14 protein-coding genes and 1 tRNA gene are annotated in these 16,690 nt (G+C 69.2%); 11 read left to right on the top strand and 4 right to left on the bottom strand.

The window, feature by feature from the left end; genetic code table 11:
• The first annotated feature begins 69 nt into the window (after positions 1–69).
• The 4 genes from ACO07H_RS16000 to ACO07H_RS15985 all read left to right on the top strand — a co-directional run bounded on the left by ACO07H_RS16000 (position 70) and on the right by ACO07H_RS15985 (position 3,800).
• Positions 70–1,041, top strand: a complete 972-nt coding sequence (locus ACO07H_RS16000; protein WP_422015879.1) for an acetyl-CoA carboxylase carboxyltransferase subunit alpha — start codon at positions 70–72, stop codon at positions 1,039–1,041.
• Positions 1,010–2,323 carry a tRNA lysidine(34) synthetase TilS gene (gene tilS, locus ACO07H_RS15995; protein ID WP_422015877.1) on the top strand — a complete coding sequence of 438 codons (1,314 nt, stop codon included), beginning with the start codon at positions 1,010–1,012 and terminating at the stop codon, positions 2,321–2,323. Before ACO07H_RS16000 ends, tilS begins: the two co-directional genes overlap by 32 nt.
• A 60-nt stretch (positions 2,324–2,383) precedes the next feature.
• Positions 2,384–3,658: an aspartate kinase gene (locus ACO07H_RS15990; RefSeq protein ID WP_422015875.1), complete on the top strand. Its 1,275-nt coding sequence runs from the start codon at positions 2,384–2,386 to the stop codon at positions 3,656–3,658.
• A 49-nt stretch (positions 3,659–3,707) separates the two neighbouring features.
• Positions 3,708–3,800 (top strand) — tRNA-Ser (locus ACO07H_RS15985).
• A gap of 71 nt (positions 3,801–3,871) precedes the next feature.
• Here the strand turns inward: ACO07H_RS15985 and ACO07H_RS15980 are convergent.
• The gene (locus tag ACO07H_RS15980; protein ID WP_422015873.1) at positions 3,872–4,795 is read right to left on the bottom strand and encodes a LysR family transcriptional regulator; all 924 of its coding nucleotides are present in this window, start codon (positions 4,793–4,795) and stop codon (positions 3,872–3,874) included.
• 101 nt (positions 4,796–4,896) lie between these two features.
• Here ACO07H_RS15980 and ACO07H_RS15975 point away from each other — a divergent pair, with 101 nt between their 5' ends.
• The 5 genes from ACO07H_RS15975 to ACO07H_RS15955 all read left to right on the top strand — a co-directional run bounded on the left by ACO07H_RS15975 (position 4,897) and on the right by ACO07H_RS15955 (position 10,182).
• The gene (locus ACO07H_RS15975; protein ID WP_422015871.1) at positions 4,897–5,598 is read left to right on the top strand and encodes a pirin family protein; all 702 of its coding nucleotides are present in this window, start codon (positions 4,897–4,899) and stop codon (positions 5,596–5,598) included.
• 92 nt (positions 5,599–5,690) lie between these two features.
• Positions 5,691–6,368, top strand: a complete 678-nt coding sequence (locus ACO07H_RS15970; protein ID WP_422015869.1) for a hydrolase — start codon at positions 5,691–5,693, stop codon at positions 6,366–6,368.
• A gap of 37 nt (positions 6,369–6,405) precedes the next feature.
• Positions 6,406–8,301, top strand: coding sequence for an amidohydrolase (locus ACO07H_RS15965; RefSeq protein ID WP_422015867.1), 1,896 nt, complete (start codon positions 6,406–6,408; stop codon positions 8,299–8,301).
• Positions 8,301–8,555 carry a hypothetical protein gene (locus ACO07H_RS15960; RefSeq protein WP_422015865.1) on the top strand — a complete coding sequence of 85 codons (255 nt, stop codon included), beginning with the start codon at positions 8,301–8,303 and terminating at the stop codon, positions 8,553–8,555. Before ACO07H_RS15965 ends, ACO07H_RS15960 begins: the two co-directional genes overlap by 1 nt.
• Positions 8,545–10,182, top strand: a complete 1,638-nt coding sequence (locus ACO07H_RS15955) for an MFS transporter (protein ID WP_422015863.1) — start codon at positions 8,545–8,547, stop codon at positions 10,180–10,182. Before ACO07H_RS15960 ends, ACO07H_RS15955 begins: the two co-directional genes overlap by 11 nt.
• A gap of 138 nt (positions 10,183–10,320) precedes the next feature.
• On the opposite strand, the gene fdhD is transcribed toward ACO07H_RS15955, so the two are convergent.
• The gene (fdhD, locus tag ACO07H_RS15950; protein ID WP_422015861.1) at positions 10,321–11,115 is read right to left on the bottom strand and encodes a formate dehydrogenase accessory sulfurtransferase FdhD; all 795 of its coding nucleotides are present in this window, start codon (positions 11,113–11,115) and stop codon (positions 10,321–10,323) included.
• 90 nt (positions 11,116–11,205) lie between these two features.
• Complete coding sequence (locus ACO07H_RS15945; RefSeq protein WP_422015859.1) at positions 11,206–13,836, bottom strand: chemotaxis protein CheW; 2,631 nt, start codon at positions 13,834–13,836, stop codon at positions 11,206–11,208.
• 271 nt (positions 13,837–14,107) lie between these two features.
• Here ACO07H_RS15945 and ACO07H_RS15940 point away from each other — a divergent pair, with 271 nt between their 5' ends.
• Both ACO07H_RS15940 and ACO07H_RS15935 read left to right on the top strand, forming a co-directional pair.
• Positions 14,108–14,725, top strand: coding sequence for an FMN-binding negative transcriptional regulator (locus ACO07H_RS15940; protein WP_422015857.1), 618 nt, complete (start codon positions 14,108–14,110; stop codon positions 14,723–14,725).
• Between the two features lie 204 nt (positions 14,726–14,929).
• Positions 14,930–15,844 carry a hypothetical protein gene (locus ACO07H_RS15935; protein WP_422015855.1) on the top strand — a complete coding sequence of 305 codons (915 nt, stop codon included), beginning with the start codon at positions 14,930–14,932 and terminating at the stop codon, positions 15,842–15,844.
• A gap of 9 nt (positions 15,845–15,853) precedes the next feature.
• Here ACO07H_RS15935 and ACO07H_RS15930 read toward each other — a convergent pair whose 3' ends face one another.
• The gene (locus tag ACO07H_RS15930) at positions 15,854–16,669 is read right to left on the bottom strand and encodes a DUF72 domain-containing protein (protein WP_422015853.1); all 816 of its coding nucleotides are present in this window, start codon (positions 16,667–16,669) and stop codon (positions 15,854–15,856) included.
• Positions 16,670–16,690 lie beyond the last annotated feature (21 nt).

Genomic DNA, 16,690 nt, shown 5'->3' with positions numbered 1-16,690 from the left:
ACCGGGACCGGCAAAGCCGGCTCCCAGGGCTCCGCACGGCAGGGCTGGGTTTTGATATCAGGACCACTGATGAGCAAAAAGCACTTTCTTGAGTTCGAGCAGCCCATCGCCGAACTCGAAACCAAGATCGAAGAGCTGCGCTACGTGCAAAGCGAATCGGCCGTCGACATCTCCGAGGAGATCGACCGGCTCTCCAAGAAGAGCCAGCAACTGACGAAGGAGGTCTACTCCAGCGTCGCGCCGTGGCAGGTCTACCAGGTGGCTCGCCACCCGCAGCGGCCGCAGACGCTGGACTACTGCGCCGAAGTCTTCACCGAGTTCCAGGAACTGCACGGTGACCGTCACTTTGCGGACGATGCGGCCATCGTCGGCGGCATCGCGCGCTTCAACGGCCAGGCCTGCATGGTCATCGGCCACCAGCGCGGCAGCGACGCCAAGGAGCGCACGCTGCGCAACTTCGGCATGCCGCGCCCGGAGGGCTACCGCAAGGCATTGCGCCTGATGAAGCTGGCCGAGAAATTCGGCCTGCCGGTCTTCACCTTCATCGACACCATGGGCGCCTACCCCGGCATCGGTGCCGAGGAACGCAGTCAGAGCGAGGCCATCGGCCGCAACATCTTCGAGATGGCGCAACTGGAAGTGCCCATCATCGCGACCGTCATCGGCGAAGGCGGCTCTGGCGGCGCGCTCGCCATCGGCGTGGCCGACCAGGTGCTGATGCTGCAGTTCTCCGCCTACTCCGTCATCTCGCCCGAGGGTTGCGCGTCCATCCTGTGGAAGAGCAGCGAGCGTGCCTCCGAAGCCGCCGAGGCGCTGGGCATCACGGCGCATCGGCTGAAGGCCCTCGGCCTGATCGACAAGATCGTCAGCGAACCCGTCGGCGGCGCCCACCGCGACGGCAAGCAGATGGCGTCCAACCTGAAGCGTGCACTGTCCGACGCGCTGCGCCAGGTCAGCGACCTGAAGACGCGCGAGCTGGTGGATCGCCGCTACGAGCGCATCCAGGCCTATGGCCGTTTCAGCGACACCAAGAATCGCTGAGATTGATGCCGTCGCGGTCGCCTTCAGCGGCGGCCTCGACTCCACCGCGTTGTTGCATGCCACCGTCCGCGCGTCGGCGGGTGCTCAGCGTGTCCTGGCCTTGCATGTGCACCACGGCCTGCAGCCGCAGGCGGATGACTGGGCCGCGCATTGCGAGCGCATCGCAGCCGAGTTCGGTGCGGGCTTTGCCTGCACGCGGCTGAGCGGTCGGCCGCGGACGGGCGACAGCGTCGAGGCGTGGGCCCGCGCCGGCCGGCATCGCGCACTGCACGACATGGCCGTGGCCGCCGGCGCGGACCTGCTGCTGCTGGCGCATCACCGGCGTGACCAGGCCGAGACCTTCCTGTTGCAGGCGCTGCGCGGCGCGGGCACCGCGGGCTTGTCCGCCATGCCGCGGGCGCAGTGGCGCGGCGATGTCTGCTGGGCGCGGCCGTGGCTGGACCGGTCGCGCGACTTGATCCTGGCCTACGCGCAGCAGCACGGCCTGCGCTGGATCGAGGACCCGAGCAACGGCGACACCCGCTTTGCGCGCAACCGGCTGCGTCAGACGCTGTGGCCGGCTTTTCCTTCGGCAGAAGCGGGGCTCGCTCAGGCGGCGCGCTGGGCGCAGCAGGCGCGCGAGCTGGCGGATGAAGTCGCCGCGTCCGATCTGGCGGCGGCAGCGACTGCCGAGCGGCTGGACCTGGCGGCGCTGGCGGCCCTCTCGCCCGCGCGGGCGAGCAACGCGTTGCGCGCCTGGCTGTCGGCTCGCACCGACACGCCTGCCAGCCTCGTCGAACGGCTGCTGAAGGAGTGGCGGCCTGGGGCGCCTCAATCCTGGCCTGCGCCGGGCGGCAGCCTGCATGCCTATCGGGATGGTCTTTTCTGGGCTCAGCCGCCGACGCCGGTGCCTGCGTCCACGACCCTCGACCTCAGCCTGCCCGGGACGTACCCGCAGCCGGCCTGGCATGGCACATGGGTGGTCGCGGCGGGCTCGCCCGGCACGGCCCCGTCGCGCCTCACGCACCTGACCCAGCGCGGCCGCCGTGGTGCCGAGCAGTTCCAGCGCGCGCCGGCCGCCACGGCGCGCAGCCTGAAGAAGGCCTGCCAGGACGCGGGCCTGCCATCTTGGCGGCGCGGTGGCCCGCTGCTGTTCGATGCCGACGAGCGCCTGATTGCCGTGGCGGGCCTGGGCATGGACGCCCGTGCCTTCGCCGCAAAAGATGAGCCGCAACTCGTCGTGCGTTGGCTGGAGGACCCAACCTTGCCGCAGAGCGAAGGCGGCGGCGGGGCGGCCGCATAAAATCAGGGGTTTGCGAGCGTGCCACCCCGGCTGCTCGGCCTTCAGCCTTCGCTCAAACACATGGCTCTGATCGTCCACAAGTACGGCGGCACCTCGATGGGTTCCACTGACCGCATTCGCAACGTCGCCAAGCGTGTTGCCAAATGGGTGCGCGCCGGCCATCAGCTGGTGGTCGTGCCTTCGGCGATGAGCGGCGAGACCAACCGGCTGCTGGGCCTGGCGAAGGAACTCTCGCCGGCCAGCACCACGCCCGAGGTCATGCGTGAGCTGGACATGATCGCCGCCACGGGAGAGCAGGTGTCGGTGGGGTTGCTCGCCATCGCGCTGCAGGCCGAAGGTGTGCCGTCGGTCAGCTACACCGGCTGGCAGGTGCCGGTCGCCACCGATTCGTCGTACACCAAGGCCCGCATCGAAAGCATCGATGACAAGCGTGTGCGCGCCGACCTGGCGGCCGGCAAGGTCGTCGTCGTCGCAGGCTTCCAGGGGATCGACGCCGACAACAACATCACGACGCTGGGCCGGGGCGGCTCTGACACGTCGGCCGTCGCCATCGCCGCGGCGATGAAGGCCGACGAGTGCCTGATCTACACCGACGTGGACGGCGTCTACACGACCGACCCGCGCATCGTGCCCGAGGCGCGCCGCCTGCACTCCATCTCCTTCGAGGAGATGCTGGAGATGGCGTCGCTGGGCTCCAAGATCCTGCAGATCCGCTCGGTCGAGTTCGCCGGCAAATACCGTGTGCCGCTGCGCGTGCTGTCCAGCTTCACGCCCTGGGACATCGACATCAATGAAGAGGCCGCCTCCGGCACGCTGATCACTTTCGAAGAGGACGAGAACATGGAACAAGCCGTCGTTTCGGGCATTGCCTTCAACCGCGACGAGGCCAAGGTGACGCTGCTGGGCGTGCCCGACAAGCCCGGCATCGCCTTCCAGATCCTCGGCCCCGTGGCCGAGGCCAACATCGACATCGACGTCATCATCCAGAACGTCTCCCACGACGGCAAGACCGACTTCTCGTTCACGGTGCATCGCAACGACTACGCGCGCACGATGGAACTGCTGCAGAACACCGTCGGCCCGGCCACGAACGCCAGCAAGGTCATGGGCGACCCCAAGATCTGCAAGGTGTCCATCGTCGGCATCGGCATGCGCTCGCACGTGGGCGTGGCCAGCAAGATGTTCCGCGCGCTGAGCGAGGAGGGCATCAACATCCAGATGATCTCCACCAGCGAGATCAAGACCAGCGTCGTCATCGACGAGAAGTACATGGAGCTGGCCGTGCGCGCGCTGCACAAGGCCTTTGATCTGGACCAGGAGCAGGTTCCGGCCTGAAACTTCGTAAAAGTGCTGCCGCGCGTGGTGTAGAATGTGCGGCTGTGCTGGAGTCGTGACCGAGTGGCCGAAGGTGCTCCCCTGCTAAGGGAGTATGTGGGCAAAACCTGCATCGAGGGTTCGAATCCCTCCGACTCCGCCAAAGCACATTGCAAAAGCCGCTGTCAGCGGCTTTTTCTTTTCAGCGACTGAATCGGATCGCCAGTTCCGGCACTACTTCGCCGGCTCCAGCGCCCACGGCGCCTCGGCGAAATGCCGGGCCAGGAATTCGATCAGCGCCTGCACGCGCGCCGGCTTGGCGCGGCCGGGCGGCGTGACGATGTGCAGCGCGATGGGCGGCACCTGCCACTCGGGCAGCGTGGTCAGCAGGGCGCCTGACTGCAGGTCTTCCCAGGCGAGGAACTCCGGTTGCAGCGCCAGGCCCAGCCCGGCGCGCAGCGCCGGCACCAGCGCCTCGGCGTTGTTGACCTGCAGCGACGACGGCACCACCTGCGCGAACTCGCCCTGGGTCTGGTGCCTGAAGCGCCAGGCCTCACCAATCCGTGCATGCACGTAGCGCAGCGCGCGGTGCGTGGCGAGGTCGCGCGGGTGCGTCGGGTGGCCGTGGTGCTCGAAATAGGCCGGCGCGCCCACCAGCAGGATGCGCACCGTGCAAAGCCGCCGCGCCAGCAGGCTGGAGTCGGGCAGCGACGAGATGCGCAGCGCGATGTCGTAGCCCTGCGCGACGACATCGATCAGTTCGTCGCTGAAGTGCAGGTCCAGCATGACCTCGGGGTGGCGCTCCATGAACTCGGGCAGCGCCGGCCCCAGGTGCGTGACGCCGAACGACATCGGCGCGGCGATGCGTATCGTGCCGCGCAGGCTCTTGGACTGCTCCGTCACCTCGGCCTCGACCGCCTCGCCCTCGGCCAGGATGCGCATCGCGCGCTCCAGCGACGCCTGGCCACTGGCGGTCAGCGACATCTTGCGTGAGGTGCGGTGGAACAGCGTCGTGCGCAGCCGGCCCTCCAGCCGCGTGAGCGCCTTCGAGACGGTGGGCTGCGAGATCGCCAGGTCGGCCGCGGCCTTGGCGAAGGAGCCCGTCTCGGCGACCTTCGCAAAGATCGCCCACGCTTGCAGGTCAGGCAACTTGCTCATGTCAAGTTCGGAATGAATTGTTTTCCATATTTTCTATTCTCTTATTGATGGTCAATTCCTAAAGTCTCTCCATCGCAACACGACACCGCAGGAGAAACACCATGATCGACCGCCGTCCCTTCGACACGCTGGGCAGCGCCAACCACGGTTGGCTGGACGCCAAGCACCACTTCTCGTTCGCCGGCTATCACGACCCGGCCCGCATGGGCTGGGGCGCGTTGCGGGTGTGGAACGACGATGCCATCGCCCCGGGCACCGGCTTCCCGCCGCATGCCCATGCGGACATGGAAATCATCACCTACGTCCGTGAAGGCGCCATCACGCACCAGGACAACCTGGGCAACACCGGCCGCACCGAAGCGGGCGACGTGCAGGTGATGAGCGCGGGCAGCGGCATCCGCCACTCGGAATACAACCAGGAGCCGGTGACGACCAAGATCTTCCAGATCTGGATCATCCCGGACGGCCGCGGCCAGCCGCCGTCGTGGGGCGCCAAGCCCTTCCCCAAGGGCGACCGCTCGGGCCAGTTCGTGGCGCTGGCCAGTGGCGTGGCCGGTGACGAGGACGCGCTGCCCATCCGCACGAACGCCCGGGTGCTGGGCGCGACGCTGAAGGCCGGCGAGTCGACCGAGTACACGCTGGGCGCCGGCCGCCGCGCCTACCTGGTGGCAGCCAGCGGCGCGGTCGAGGTCGACGGCGTGGCGCTGGCGGCGCGTGACGGCGCGGCCATCCGCGACGTCGAGACCTTCCGCGTCACGGCGCAGGCCGATGCGGAGCTGGTGCTCGTCGATTCGGCGGCCTAGCTAGCGCCACGCAAAGCGTCTATCCCGCGCCCGGCGGCTCACCTCAGGTGCGCCGCCGCGGCCAGACCTCACCCACCGAACAGGAAACCACCATGTCCCACACCGCCACCCCGACTGCAACCCCGACCGCCACGGCCACCCCTGGCGCCAAGCTGCTGACCCCACACGACCACACGCTGGTCATGATCGACTTCCAGTCGCAGATGGCCTTCGCCACGCACTCCATCGATCCGGTACAGCTGCGCTCCAACGCGGGCCTGGTGGCCGCCGCCGCGGCAGGCTTCGGTGCGTCGACCCTCCTGACGACCGTGGCCGAGAAGAGCTTCTCCGGCCCGATGTTCGAGGAGGTGACTGCGCCGTTCCCGGGTCAGGCGCTGCTGGACCGCACGTCGATGAACACCTGGGAAGACGCCGCCGTCATCCGGCGCATCAACGAGATCGGCAAGAAGCGCATTGTGCTCGCCGGCCTGTGGACCAGCGTCTGCATCGTCGGCCCGGCGCTGTCCGCGCTGGACCAGGGCTTCGAGGTCTATGTGGTCGCCGATGCCTGCGGCGACATCTCGACCGAGGCGCACAACCGCGCGATGGAGCGGATGATCCAGGCGGGCGCGCAGCCGATGACCGCGCTGCAATACCTGCTCGAACTGCAGCGCGACTGGGCGCGCACCGACAGCTACGACATGACCACCGGCATCGCCCGCAAGTTCGGCGGCGGCTATGGCATCGGCATCAACTACGCCCAAGCCATGTTCGGCGCCCACGAGGGTTGAGCAGGCCATTCCGTCGCACCGTTGATGGAGGACTGTCATGACTGAAACCCCACCCCGCACGACGCCTGAACTGATCCTGCACAACGGCTGCTTCACCACGCTGGACCGCGCCAATCCCACCGCCACGGCGGTGGCCATCCAGAACGGCCTGTTCCTCAAGGTCGGCGGCGATGCCGAGGTGATGGCGCTGGCCGGGGCCGACACCCGACGCATCGACCTGCGCGGTCGCCGCGTGCTGCCCGGCCTGATCGACAACCACCTGCACATCATCCGCGGCGGGCTGAACTTCAACCTCGAACTGCGCTGGGATGGCGTGTGCTCGCTGGCCGACGCGATGGGCATGCTCAAGCGCCAGGTCGCCATCACCCCCGCACCGCAGTGGGTGCGCGTGGTGGGGGGCTTCACCGAGCACCAGTTTGCCGAGAAGCGTCTGCCGACCATCGACGAGCTGAACGCCGTGGCGCCCGACACGCCGGTCTTCCTGCTGCACCTGTACGACCGTGCGTTGCTCAACGGCGCTGCGCTGCGCGCCGTGGGCTACACGCGGGACACGCCCGCGCCGCCCGGCGGCGAGATCGTGCGCGACGGCGCTGGCAACCCCACCGGGCTGCTGCTGGCCAAGCCGAACGCATCCATCCTCTACGCCACGCTGGCCAAGGGCCCCAAGCTGCCCTATGACTATCAGCTCAACTCGACGCGGCACTTCATGCGCGAGCTGAACCGGCTGGGCGTGACCGGCGCCATTGATGCCGGCGGCGGCTTCCAGAACTATCCGGACGACTACCGCGTCATCCAGGAGCTGGCCGATACCGGCCAGCTGACCCTGCGCCTGGCCTACAACCTGTTCACGCAGAAGCCTAAGCAGGAGAAGGCCGACTTCCTGAACTGGACCGCGACCTCGCAGTACAAGCAGGGCAGCGACTACTTCCGCCACAACGGCGCCGGCGAGATGCTGGTGTTCTCGGCCGCCGACTTCGAGGACTTCCGCCAGCCGCGCCCGGACATGGCGGCCGAGATGGAAGACGACCTCGAAGAGGTCGTGCGCATCCTGGCGCAGAACCGCTGGCCCTGGCGCATGCACGCGACCTACGACGAGACCATCAGCCGCGCGCTGGACGTGTTCGAGAAGGTCAACCACGAGGTGCCGCTGGCCGGCCTGAACTGGTTCTTCGACCATTGCGAGACCATCTCCGAGCAGAGCATCGACCGCATCGCCGCGCTCGGTGGCGGCATCGCCGTGCAGCACCGCATGGCCTACCAGGGCGAGTACTTCGTCGAGCGCTACGGCGCCGCCGTCGCCGAGGCCACGCCGCCGGTCAAGCGCATGCTGGACAAGGGCGTCAGGGTCTCGGCCGGCACCGATGCCACGCGCGTGGCGTCGTACAACCCCTGGGTGTCGCTGGCCTGGCTCGTCACCGGCCGGACCGTCGGCGGCCTGCAGCTCTACCCGCAGCGCAACTGCGTGGATCGCGAGCAGGCGCTGCGCATGTGGACCGAGAACGTCACCTGGTTCAGCAACGAGGTGGGCAAGAAGGGCCGCATCGGGGCCGGCCAGTTCGCCGACCTGGTCGTGCCCGACCGCGACTTCTTCGCCTGCGCCGAGAGCGACATCGCCGACACGACGGCGCTGCTGACCCTCGTCGGCGGCAAGGTGGTCTATGGCGCGGGCGATTTCGCCCGGTACGACGAAGGCGCGCCGCCGCCGGCCATGCCCGACTGGTCGCCGGTGCGCCGCTTCGGCGGCTACGGCCATTGGAGCGAACAAGGGGCGCCGCTGCAGGCCGCCCTGCGCCATGCCGCGGCGGCCTGCGCCTGCGCCAATGACTGCAACGTGCACGGCCACCAGCACGCCACGGCCTGGAGCAGCCAACTGCCCATCGCCGACCTGAAGAGCTTCTGGGGCGCGCTGGGCTGCGCCTGCTGGGCCGTCTGATGCCAGCGGTCCTGAGGGAGGCCTTCGTGTCTCCGTGGGCGCACCGGCTGGGGCTGCCGTGCCTGTGCGCGGCCTATCTGCAGGGCGCGTTCGACAAGCGGCGCGACTTCCCCGGCCCACGGGCCGACCGCTTCTGCACACTGCGCAAGCCAGCGCGGGTGAAGGTCGCCAACGCCTGGGTCGAAAACGTGGGCGTGGCAGGTGCAATCCTGCTGCTCGACTGGCACCCCCTGGGAGGCACGCATGTCAGCTGAATCCAAGCCCGCCGCCGGCAGCTTCGCGCCGCTGCGCCAGCCGGTGTTCGCCGTGCTGTGGGCGGCCACCGTGCTGGGCAATGTCGGCAGCTTCATGCGCGACGTGGCCAGCTCGTGGATGGTCACGGAGCTGTCGGCCAGCCCCGCCGCCGTGGCGCTCATCCAGACCGCCGCCACGCTGCCCATCTTCCTGTTGGCCATTCCCGCCGGCGTGCTGTCGGACATCCTCGACCGGCGCCGCTTCCTGATCGCCATCCAGCTGCTGCTGGCGGCCGTCAGCGGCGGGCTGCTGCTGCTGGCCCGGACGAACACGTTGACGGTCGAATCGCTGGTCGCGCTGACCTTCGTCGGCGGCATCGGTGCCGCGCTGATGGGGCCGACCTGGCAGTCCATCGTGCCCGAGCTGGTGCCGCGGCACGACCTCAAGAACGCGGTGGCGCTGAACTCGCTGGGCATCAACATCGCCCGCGCGCTGGGCCCCGCGGCTGGCGGCCTGCTGCTGGCCAGCTTCGGCGCGGCGGCGGCCTATGGCGCGGACGTGCTCAGCTATGGGTTCGTCATCGCCGCGCTGCTGTGGTGGCAGCGGCCGCCCGCGGTCGACACCGGCCTGTCGGAGCAGTTCTTCGGCGCCTTCCGGGCGGGGCTGCGCTATGCGCGCGCCAGCCGCGAACTGCACGTCGTGCTGCTGCGCGCGGCGGTGTTCTTCCTGTTCGCCAGCTCGGTGTGGGCGCTGCTGCCGCTGGTGTCGCGGCGCATGCTGGGCGGCACGGCGGGCTTCTACGGCGTGATGCTGGGCGCCGTCGGCGCAGGCGCCATCCTCGGCGCGCTGCTGCTGCCCAGGCTGCGCGCCAGACTCAGCGCAGACGGCCTCGTGCTGCTGTCCTCGGTGCTCAGCGCCGTCGTGATGGCGGCGCTGTCGGCCGCGCCGCCTCAAGTGCTGGCCGTCGCGCTGATGCTGGTGCTGGGCCTGGGCTGGATCATTGCGCTGACCACGCTCAACGGCGTCGCGCAGGCGGTGCTGCCCAACTGGGTGCGCGGCCGCGGCCTGGCGATCTACCTGATGGTGTTCAACGGCGCGATGGCCGGCGGCAGCCTGGCCTGGGGGCTGGTCGCGCAGCAGGTGGGCATCCCGGTGACGCTCTTGGTCGGCGCGGCCGGGCTGGTTGTCATCTCGCTGCTGTTCCACCGCGTCAAGCTGCCCACCGGCGAGGCCGACCTGCAGGCCGCCAACCACTGGCCCGAGCCCCTGCTGACCGAGCCCGTCGCGCATGACCGCGGCCCGGTCGTCGTGCAGATCGAGTACCGCATCCGCAAGCACGACCTGCCGGGCTTCCTGAACGCGATGCGCCACGTCGAGCAGGAACGGCGCCGTGACGGCGCCTATGCCTGGGGCGTGGCCGAGCACACCGGCGAGCCCGAGCGCGTCATCGAGTGGTTCCTCGTCGAGTCCTGGGCCGAGCACCTGCGCCAGCACCAGCGCGTGTCCAGGGCCGACGCCGACCTGCAGGCCGAGGCGCTGCGCTTTCACATCGGCCCGGACCGGCCGGCGGTGCATCACTTCCTCGCGCTGGACCTGAAGCACGGCCGGCCCGCCACGCCGCCGGCCGCGCACCAGCCGCATGGCTGAAGCGGCCGCAGCCCTCGCCGCGGGCCGAGATCGCCACGCCGTGCGGCTTTGCCGGCCCGAGCCATGTCGCGCGTGTTCACGCAGCAGGTCGGCACGGCGCCGGCGCGCGGGCTGCGGGGATTCAGGCCTGAGCGGCCGTCACGCGTAACGCGTGGCGCGGTTCTCGCGGACGAAGGCCCAGAGCTGCAGCCCGACCGACTGCGCGGTCTGGATGGCGAGGCTGCTCGGCGCAGACACGCAGGCCAGCAGGCCGACGCCGGCCATCGCCGTCTTGTGCACCAGCTCGTGGCTGGCGCGGCTGGACATGACGACAAAGCCGCCTTGTGTGCCGACCTGGGCCTCGACGCCGCCGCGCGCCCGCGCCCCGATCAGCTTGTCCAGCGCGTTGTGCCGGCCGATGTCTTCCCTGGCCAGGCGCAGCGTGCCGTCCGCGTCGCACCAGCCGGCGCCGTGCAGGCCGCCGCAGCGGGCGTTCAGCACCTGGGCGCGCGCCAGCGCCGCCATTGCCCGCGCCAGCGCGTCGCGCGTCACCTCGCCCGCCTGCACGTGCCGAGGCTGCAGCGAGGCGAAGTCGGCCAGGCTCTCCAGCCCGCACAGGCCGCAGCCGGTGCGGCCGGCCAGCTGGCGGCGGCGCAGCTTCAGCCCCTGCTCGCGCGCGGCCGTGACGGTCAGCGCGAGCTCCATGCCGTTGGCACGCGCCTCGGTGTCGATGTCCAGCAGCTCGCCGGGGTGGCTGATCCAGCCCTCGGCCAGCGCGAAGCCCAGCGCGAAGTCCTCCAGGTCGGCTGGCGTGGCCAGCATGACGGCTTGCGAGATGCCATTGACCGTCAGCGCGACGGGCAACTCCACCGCCACCTCTTCGTCCGCCGGCGCACCCACGGGGCGGGTGCGAAGCAGGGCTTCGGTCTGCACGTCGGTCGACGCTTCGGTCATGGGGCCGCCTGGTGACAGGTGGCCGCGGCAAGGGGTTTCAGGCGGCACATGGCCGTGATGATAGGAGTCCGAACGACGGGTCGGGACAGGTCAGGGCGCAGGCAGCGCGACGGCAGGGTCGCGCAGCGATTCACCCCCGCCGATGTGGGCCCACAGGTCGTCGGCCGCCAGCAGCGTCAGCATGCGGTGGGACGCCGCTGGCGCGCCGCGCACGAGGCGCACGCGCCCGCCCGGGCTGGGCAGGGCCTGGCTGGCGGCGATGCTGAACACGGGGCCCAGTTCCTGCACGCGCAGTGCCAGGCCCTGGCCGCGTTCGTTGCGGCAGATGACGATGGGCGCCTCCTGGGTGTCGCCCGCATGGCCGTACAAGGCCAGGCTCAGGTCCAGCACCGGCAGCATGCGGCCCTCGTGCTGCAGCATGCCCACGAGCGCACGGGGTGCGTTGGGCAGCGCGGTCAGGCGCGGCTGCTCCAGTGCCTCGACCAGCAGGGCCGCAGGCAGGCCCAGCCATTCGCCGGCCACGCTGAATGCGGCAATGTCCAGGCGCTCGTCGTGCGCCTGTGCAGGCGGCGGCGCAAAGCCGGTGTCGGCCGACCCCGCCTGCGTCGGCATGCGCGGGCCCAGCGGCTGCAGCAGCACGGCGGCCACGTCCTCGCCGGACGCGGCCTGGCCCTGCCGGTACTCGCGGTAGCCCTGTGACATGGCGATGCCGGCCGCGTAGACCCTGCCGTCGATGTCCAGCTCGGTGCGCAGCGTGTCGCCGGCCGCCAGCGACGCGGCGATGCCGGCCGGCAGCGGTGCGGTCGAGCCGGCAGGCCAGCGAGCGTCGGAGCTGGCGACGACGCGGCCGTCGCGCGTGACGAACAGGCCGGCGGGCTGCATCGCCGCGTCGCCGCTGGCGGGCGGCAGCGAGTCGCGCAGCATGGCCGCGAACTGCGGCTCGCCGTCGAACACGATGGCGATGCCGCCCACGGCCTGGCCGGCATGCTGCAGCGAGGTGGCGTAGACGTAGGTGGGCCGGTCGGCGTGGCCGCCCACGGCGCCCGGCGTGTCGTACAGCGGCGAGGCCTCGTGGCGCGACACCACGTGGCGCTCGGGGTCGCGCAGGTTCAAGGACGAGGCCACCCAGGGTGCGCTGATGTGCTGGCCGACGTGGTGCGCCTGGGCCGGGTCCGACACGGCGACGACGCGGCCCTGCAGGTCGAACACCAGCAGCAGCGAATAGACCGTGTACAGCCCGTTGATGTGCTGCAGCACCTGCGAGGCCTCGGCGGCCGCGGCGGCGGCCTGTGGCGTGCCGGGCCCGCCCAGCTGGGCGGCGAGTGCCCGTTGCAGGCGCACGTCCAGCGCCCACCAGCGGCAGTCGTTGGCGCGCTCGTAGAGGTTGCGGTCCATGATGTCGATGGCCAGCCGCGCCTGGAAGAGGGCGCCATCGAACACCGCGCTCAGCGCCGAGTGCTGCAGCTTGGTGATGGCCTGCTCGAACACCTGGCGCAGTTGCGCGCCGGTGCGCTGCACCTCGTTGAGCAGCGTGGTGGCGAAGCCGCTGCCACCGGGGTTCGCGTCGGCCTGCGCGTGGCTGCGCAGCTTGCCGTTCCACAGCGTGCGCGACAGGTTGCGCTGGATGCGGCGTGCCTCCAGCGGGATGCTTTGCAGTTCGGCGTCAAAAAGCCGGCTCGTGTCGACCGCCTCGGCGAGCCGCACCAGCTCGTCGCCCAGGCCTTGCTCATCGTCGGCCTCGAAGGCCCATTCCAGTGGCGTCAGCACGCAGGCGGTCCAGCCCGGCGGGCCCATGTAGCCCTCGTAGCCGCTGGCGCTGGCGGCGGCGCACAGGTAGTCGCGCCCGGCGAACAGCACGCGCTCGCCGTCGAGCCGCAAGCGCGCGCCGGGCGGGATCTGCCAGGCGTCGGAGCTTTGCAGCACACGGCGCTGCGGGTCCAGCAGGCAGATGACGGCGTGCTCGTCCTGTCCGGCCAGCAGTTGACGGAACACGGCCGACATCTCGTCCTCCAGGCGAAAGGACAGGCACAGCAGGCCGATCACCTCGTTCACGCCGGCCGGCGCCTTCAGGGCACGGGCGTAGATCAGGCCGGGGCGGCCGCCCAGCAGTGCCGTGTTGCCGTAGCGCTCGACGTAAGGCGCGTCCGACGCGAGCGCCTCGGCGACCCAGGCCTCGTCGCAGCGCGCCAGCCCGATGCTGTCATCCTGGCGCGCCAGCACCTCGCCGCGCGGTGACAGCACGACGATGTCGTCATAGACCGAGTACTTGGCGGTGTAGGCCCGGAAGCGCGCCTGCAGCGCGGCGCGGCTGTCGGCATGGGCCGGGTCCGAGGGGTCGAGCGCCGCGTGGGCACACAGCGGGCCATCGCAGGCGAGGAAACCCACGTCCGCCGTGCGCTCGAAGAGGTTGCGCACGAGGATGTCGATGGCCACGCGGGCGCGTCCCTCCATGCGCTGCAGCGCGTGCTTGCGCAGTCGCCGCGCGAGGCTGTCCAGCAGCGTCGTCGTCAGGTCCTGGAAGGCGGAGCGCGTCTGCGCGATGTCGGTCGCCGTGCCGCTCATCTGGCCCAGCAGCGCCAGGCTGTCCCAGACGCCCTGCAGGCGCAGCAGCGCCTCGCGGTGCTCGTCCACCAGCGCCATGCGCCTCAGGTAGGGTGCCACTTCGGGGCTGAAGGGCAGGCCCTTGTGCCAGACCTTGTTCATCGCGGTGGGGTTCTCCATGAACGGTTTCAACTGCAGGCAAAAGCGGGGGGAACTGCAATTGCCGTGCCGGCGCGTGGTGCGTGGTGCGCGTGCGCATGGCGGGGCAGCATGCCCTGGTTTCTGAGGCCTGTTCAGCGTCAACCCGTGACATCAGGCCAAAGCTGTCACGCAAAATCCGAATGCCGCAACGATGGCGCCCGAGCCGTCTGGCGGATGCCCCGTTGTGGGGCGGTCCGCACGCCACGCCGCCCCGTTTCCATCCGCTTTCTCGCCCCTCTTTGGAGCCGCCGTGTACCTGCCCAAGCACTTCAAGTCCACCGACTTCGAGCACGCGCTGCGACTCGTGGCCGAACACCCGCTGGCGCTGCTGGTGGGGCCGGACGCGCAAGGGCAGAGCTTTGGCAGCCATCTGCCGCTGGTGGCTGTGACCGGAGATGACGGCTGGGTCCTCGAAGGGCACATGGCGCGTGCCAACCCGCACTGGGGCTGGCTGTCGCAACAGGTGTCGCTGCTCGCCATCTTCAGCGGCCCGGGCGCCTATGTGAGCCCCAGTCACTACGACAGCGTGCAGAACGTGCCGACGTGGAACTACGCCGCCTTGCATGTCTGCGGCGACATCGAGCTGATCGACGACCCCGCCGACAAGGACGCGCTGCTCAAGCGGCTGATCGGCCGCTTCGAGCCGGGGTATGCCGAGCAGTGGCGCGGCCTGGACGAGGACTACCAGCGCAAGCTGCTGGGCGCCATCGTCGGCTTTCGCATCCGCGTGACGCGCTGGGAGCTCAAGCTCAAGATGAGCCAGAACCGCGCGGCGACCGAGCGCCAGCGCATCCGTGAGGCGCTCGCCGGGTCGGCCCGTGACGAAGACCGTGCCGCGGCCGAGTGGATGGCACGCTTGGACAGCTGAGGCGCTCGGCCGGGCCCGGCCAACGGGTTCGCGGCGACGGCTCGATGCGACATCGCCCATCCCGGTGCCGCCGCCAGAAGGGCTTGGCAATTAGCGCCAATTAGCGCGCGCGCTTCCTAGACTTGCTTCGCCCGCCGGTACGGCCGGCCGCGAGGTCGCCAACTGCCACCCGCGCGATTGCCACCAGACAGCGAGGAGATTCAAGTGTCAGATACCAAGAAAAAAATCCAGGCCGCTCTCGATGAGGCCGACGAGATCCAGAAAAGGCATGCGAAGTATCTCAAGCTCATCGACAACGCCGCGAAGGAACTCGACGGCCTGAGGGCGAAGGTGCGGCAGCTCGAGCCCGAAACATCGAAGGGCGACACCGGGAAGAAGGATCTGCTCCTGAGTGTCATCAAGCAGCTCATGAAAGACATCGAGTCCTGCGCGGCGAACGCCAAGGTCGAGTTCGAAAAGCACGAAAAGAGCTACATCGACATCCGTGGCAGTGGCATCAAGACCTTCCTGCTGAAGAAGCACGGTTTGACCGACAAGGACCTGGACGAAGGCGGCGAGAAGGAGTTCGTGAAATTGCTGGCGCTGGATTCCCAGAATGCCAACGCGGTCAAGAACCTTTACGACGACAAGATCGCCAATCGGACCCGCGCGTTGCACGCAGCCCTGGAAATACAGAAAAGCCTGTTGTCCAAATGGCTGGACAAATCAAAAATCGACGCGCTGCTGAAAATTCTCAACGTCGAGATCGACAAGTTTCGTGAGGCGTGCGGCAACGCCTACGCAGAAACCAAGGTCGATTCAGAAATCAAACGCCTGTCTGAGCTGGACAAGGAGAACTCGTCCCTGCGTCTTTCAATCAGAACGCAGCCGGGTGCCGTCGACGCCATGATGGGCAGCCTGGAGACACGGCGCAAGCAGATCTCCATCAAGATCGCGCAGGCGGACAAGACGTTTCAACGGCTTGCCAAGGCCGTGCCTGCGGAGCTGCGGCGCACGAACGACAAGGTCAAGAAGGCCATGGATGAGCTGCTGTCGGTGAACGAAAAGAACACCACCGATCTGCTGAGCGCCGACGAGACGCTCGAAAAGATGGAGAAAAAGCTCAAGACCTTCGCGTGAGGGCGCCCGTCAAGCCGGTACGTGTTCGCCCAACGCCTGCCTCAGCGCGATGGCAGCCGCCGGTGCGCGCTCCTTCGCGCCGCTGATGAAGTAGACGAACACGTCGCGCGCGGCGGCCTTCTGATGCGTTGCCGGTTCGATGCGTGGCACGCCGTCGGGCTCGCCGCCTTGCGCCCAGGCGCGCGCCGCAGATGCCAGCCTGGGAAAGACATCCGGCTTGCAGCCCAGCGGCTCGTCGGCGTGCGTGCGCATGATGCGCGCGTAGACGACGTCACTCGTGGGCTCGGCGATGGGCGGGTAGTCGTCGGACTCGGTGAACACCGTGGCCGCCTTGTACTGCCGCGCCAGCGCGAGGTACGCCGGGCACTGGAAGCTCGCATGCCGCACGTCCAGCGCGTGGCGCAGATTGAGGCCGTCGACATGGGTCGGCAGCAGTTCCAGGAAGGCCGTCAGGTCGGCCGCGTCGAACTTGTGGGTGGGTGCCAGTTGCCAGACGATGGGTCCGAGCTTGTCACCCAGTTCGGCGATGCCTGACTCGATGAAGCGCTTGATCGAGTCCGCGCCGTCGGCCAGCACGCGACGCTGCGTCGCGTAGCGGATGGCCTTGAGCGAGAACACGAAGCCGTCGGGCGTCTGGCTGCGCCACTTGGCGAAGGTAGCGGGCTTTTGCGCGCCGTAGTAGGTGCTGTTGATCTCGATGGCGGTGAGCCGCTGGCTGGCGTATTCCAGTTCGCGCGCCTGCGGCCAGCCCTGGGGGTAGAAGTTGTCGCGCCAGGGCTCGAAGTTCCAGCCGCCGATGCCGACCCTGATCTGTCCTTCGCTCACGCGGGCTCCTGTTGGACTGCT

The organism is Roseateles sp. (assembly GCF_965229315.1).
Classification (GTDB): domain Bacteria; phylum Pseudomonadota; class Gammaproteobacteria; order Burkholderiales; family Burkholderiaceae_C; genus Pelomonas.
The sequence above is the reverse complement of the archived record's forward strand: the minus strand, read 5'-3'. Positions and strand labels throughout refer to the sequence as shown.

Bases quoted from the DNA above. Each gene is read 5' to 3' on its own strand.
- ACO07H_RS15945 (WP_422015859.1), bottom strand. From the start codon at position 13,836: ATGGAGAACCCCACCGCGATGAACAAGGTCTGGCACAAGGGCCTGCCC.
- fdhD (WP_422015861.1), bottom strand. From the start codon at position 11,115: ATGACCGAAGCGTCGACCGACGTGCAGACCGAAGCCCTGCTTCGCACC.
- ACO07H_RS15965 (WP_422015867.1), top strand. From the start codon at position 6,406: ATGACTGAAACCCCACCCCGCACGACGCCTGAACTGATCCTGCACAAC.
- ACO07H_RS16000 (WP_422015879.1), top strand. From the start codon at position 70: ATGAGCAAAAAGCACTTTCTTGAGTTCGAGCAGCCCATCGCCGAACTC.
- ACO07H_RS15980 (WP_422015873.1), bottom strand. From the start codon at position 4,795: ATGAGCAAGTTGCCTGACCTGCAAGCGTGGGCGATCTTTGCGAAGGTC.
- ACO07H_RS15975 (WP_422015871.1), top strand. From the start codon at position 4,897: ATGATCGACCGCCGTCCCTTCGACACGCTGGGCAGCGCCAACCACGGT.
- ACO07H_RS15990 (WP_422015875.1), top strand. From the start codon at position 2,384: ATGGCTCTGATCGTCCACAAGTACGGCGGCACCTCGATGGGTTCCACT.
- tilS (WP_422015877.1), top strand. From the start codon at position 1,010: ATGGCCGTTTCAGCGACACCAAGAATCGCTGAGATTGATGCCGTCGCG.
- ACO07H_RS15960 (WP_422015865.1), top strand. From the start codon at position 8,301: ATGCCAGCGGTCCTGAGGGAGGCCTTCGTGTCTCCGTGGGCGCACCGG.
- ACO07H_RS15955 (WP_422015863.1), top strand. From the start codon at position 8,545: ATGTCAGCTGAATCCAAGCCCGCCGCCGGCAGCTTCGCGCCGCTGCGC.
- ACO07H_RS15970 (WP_422015869.1), top strand. From the start codon at position 5,691: ATGTCCCACACCGCCACCCCGACTGCAACCCCGACCGCCACGGCCACC.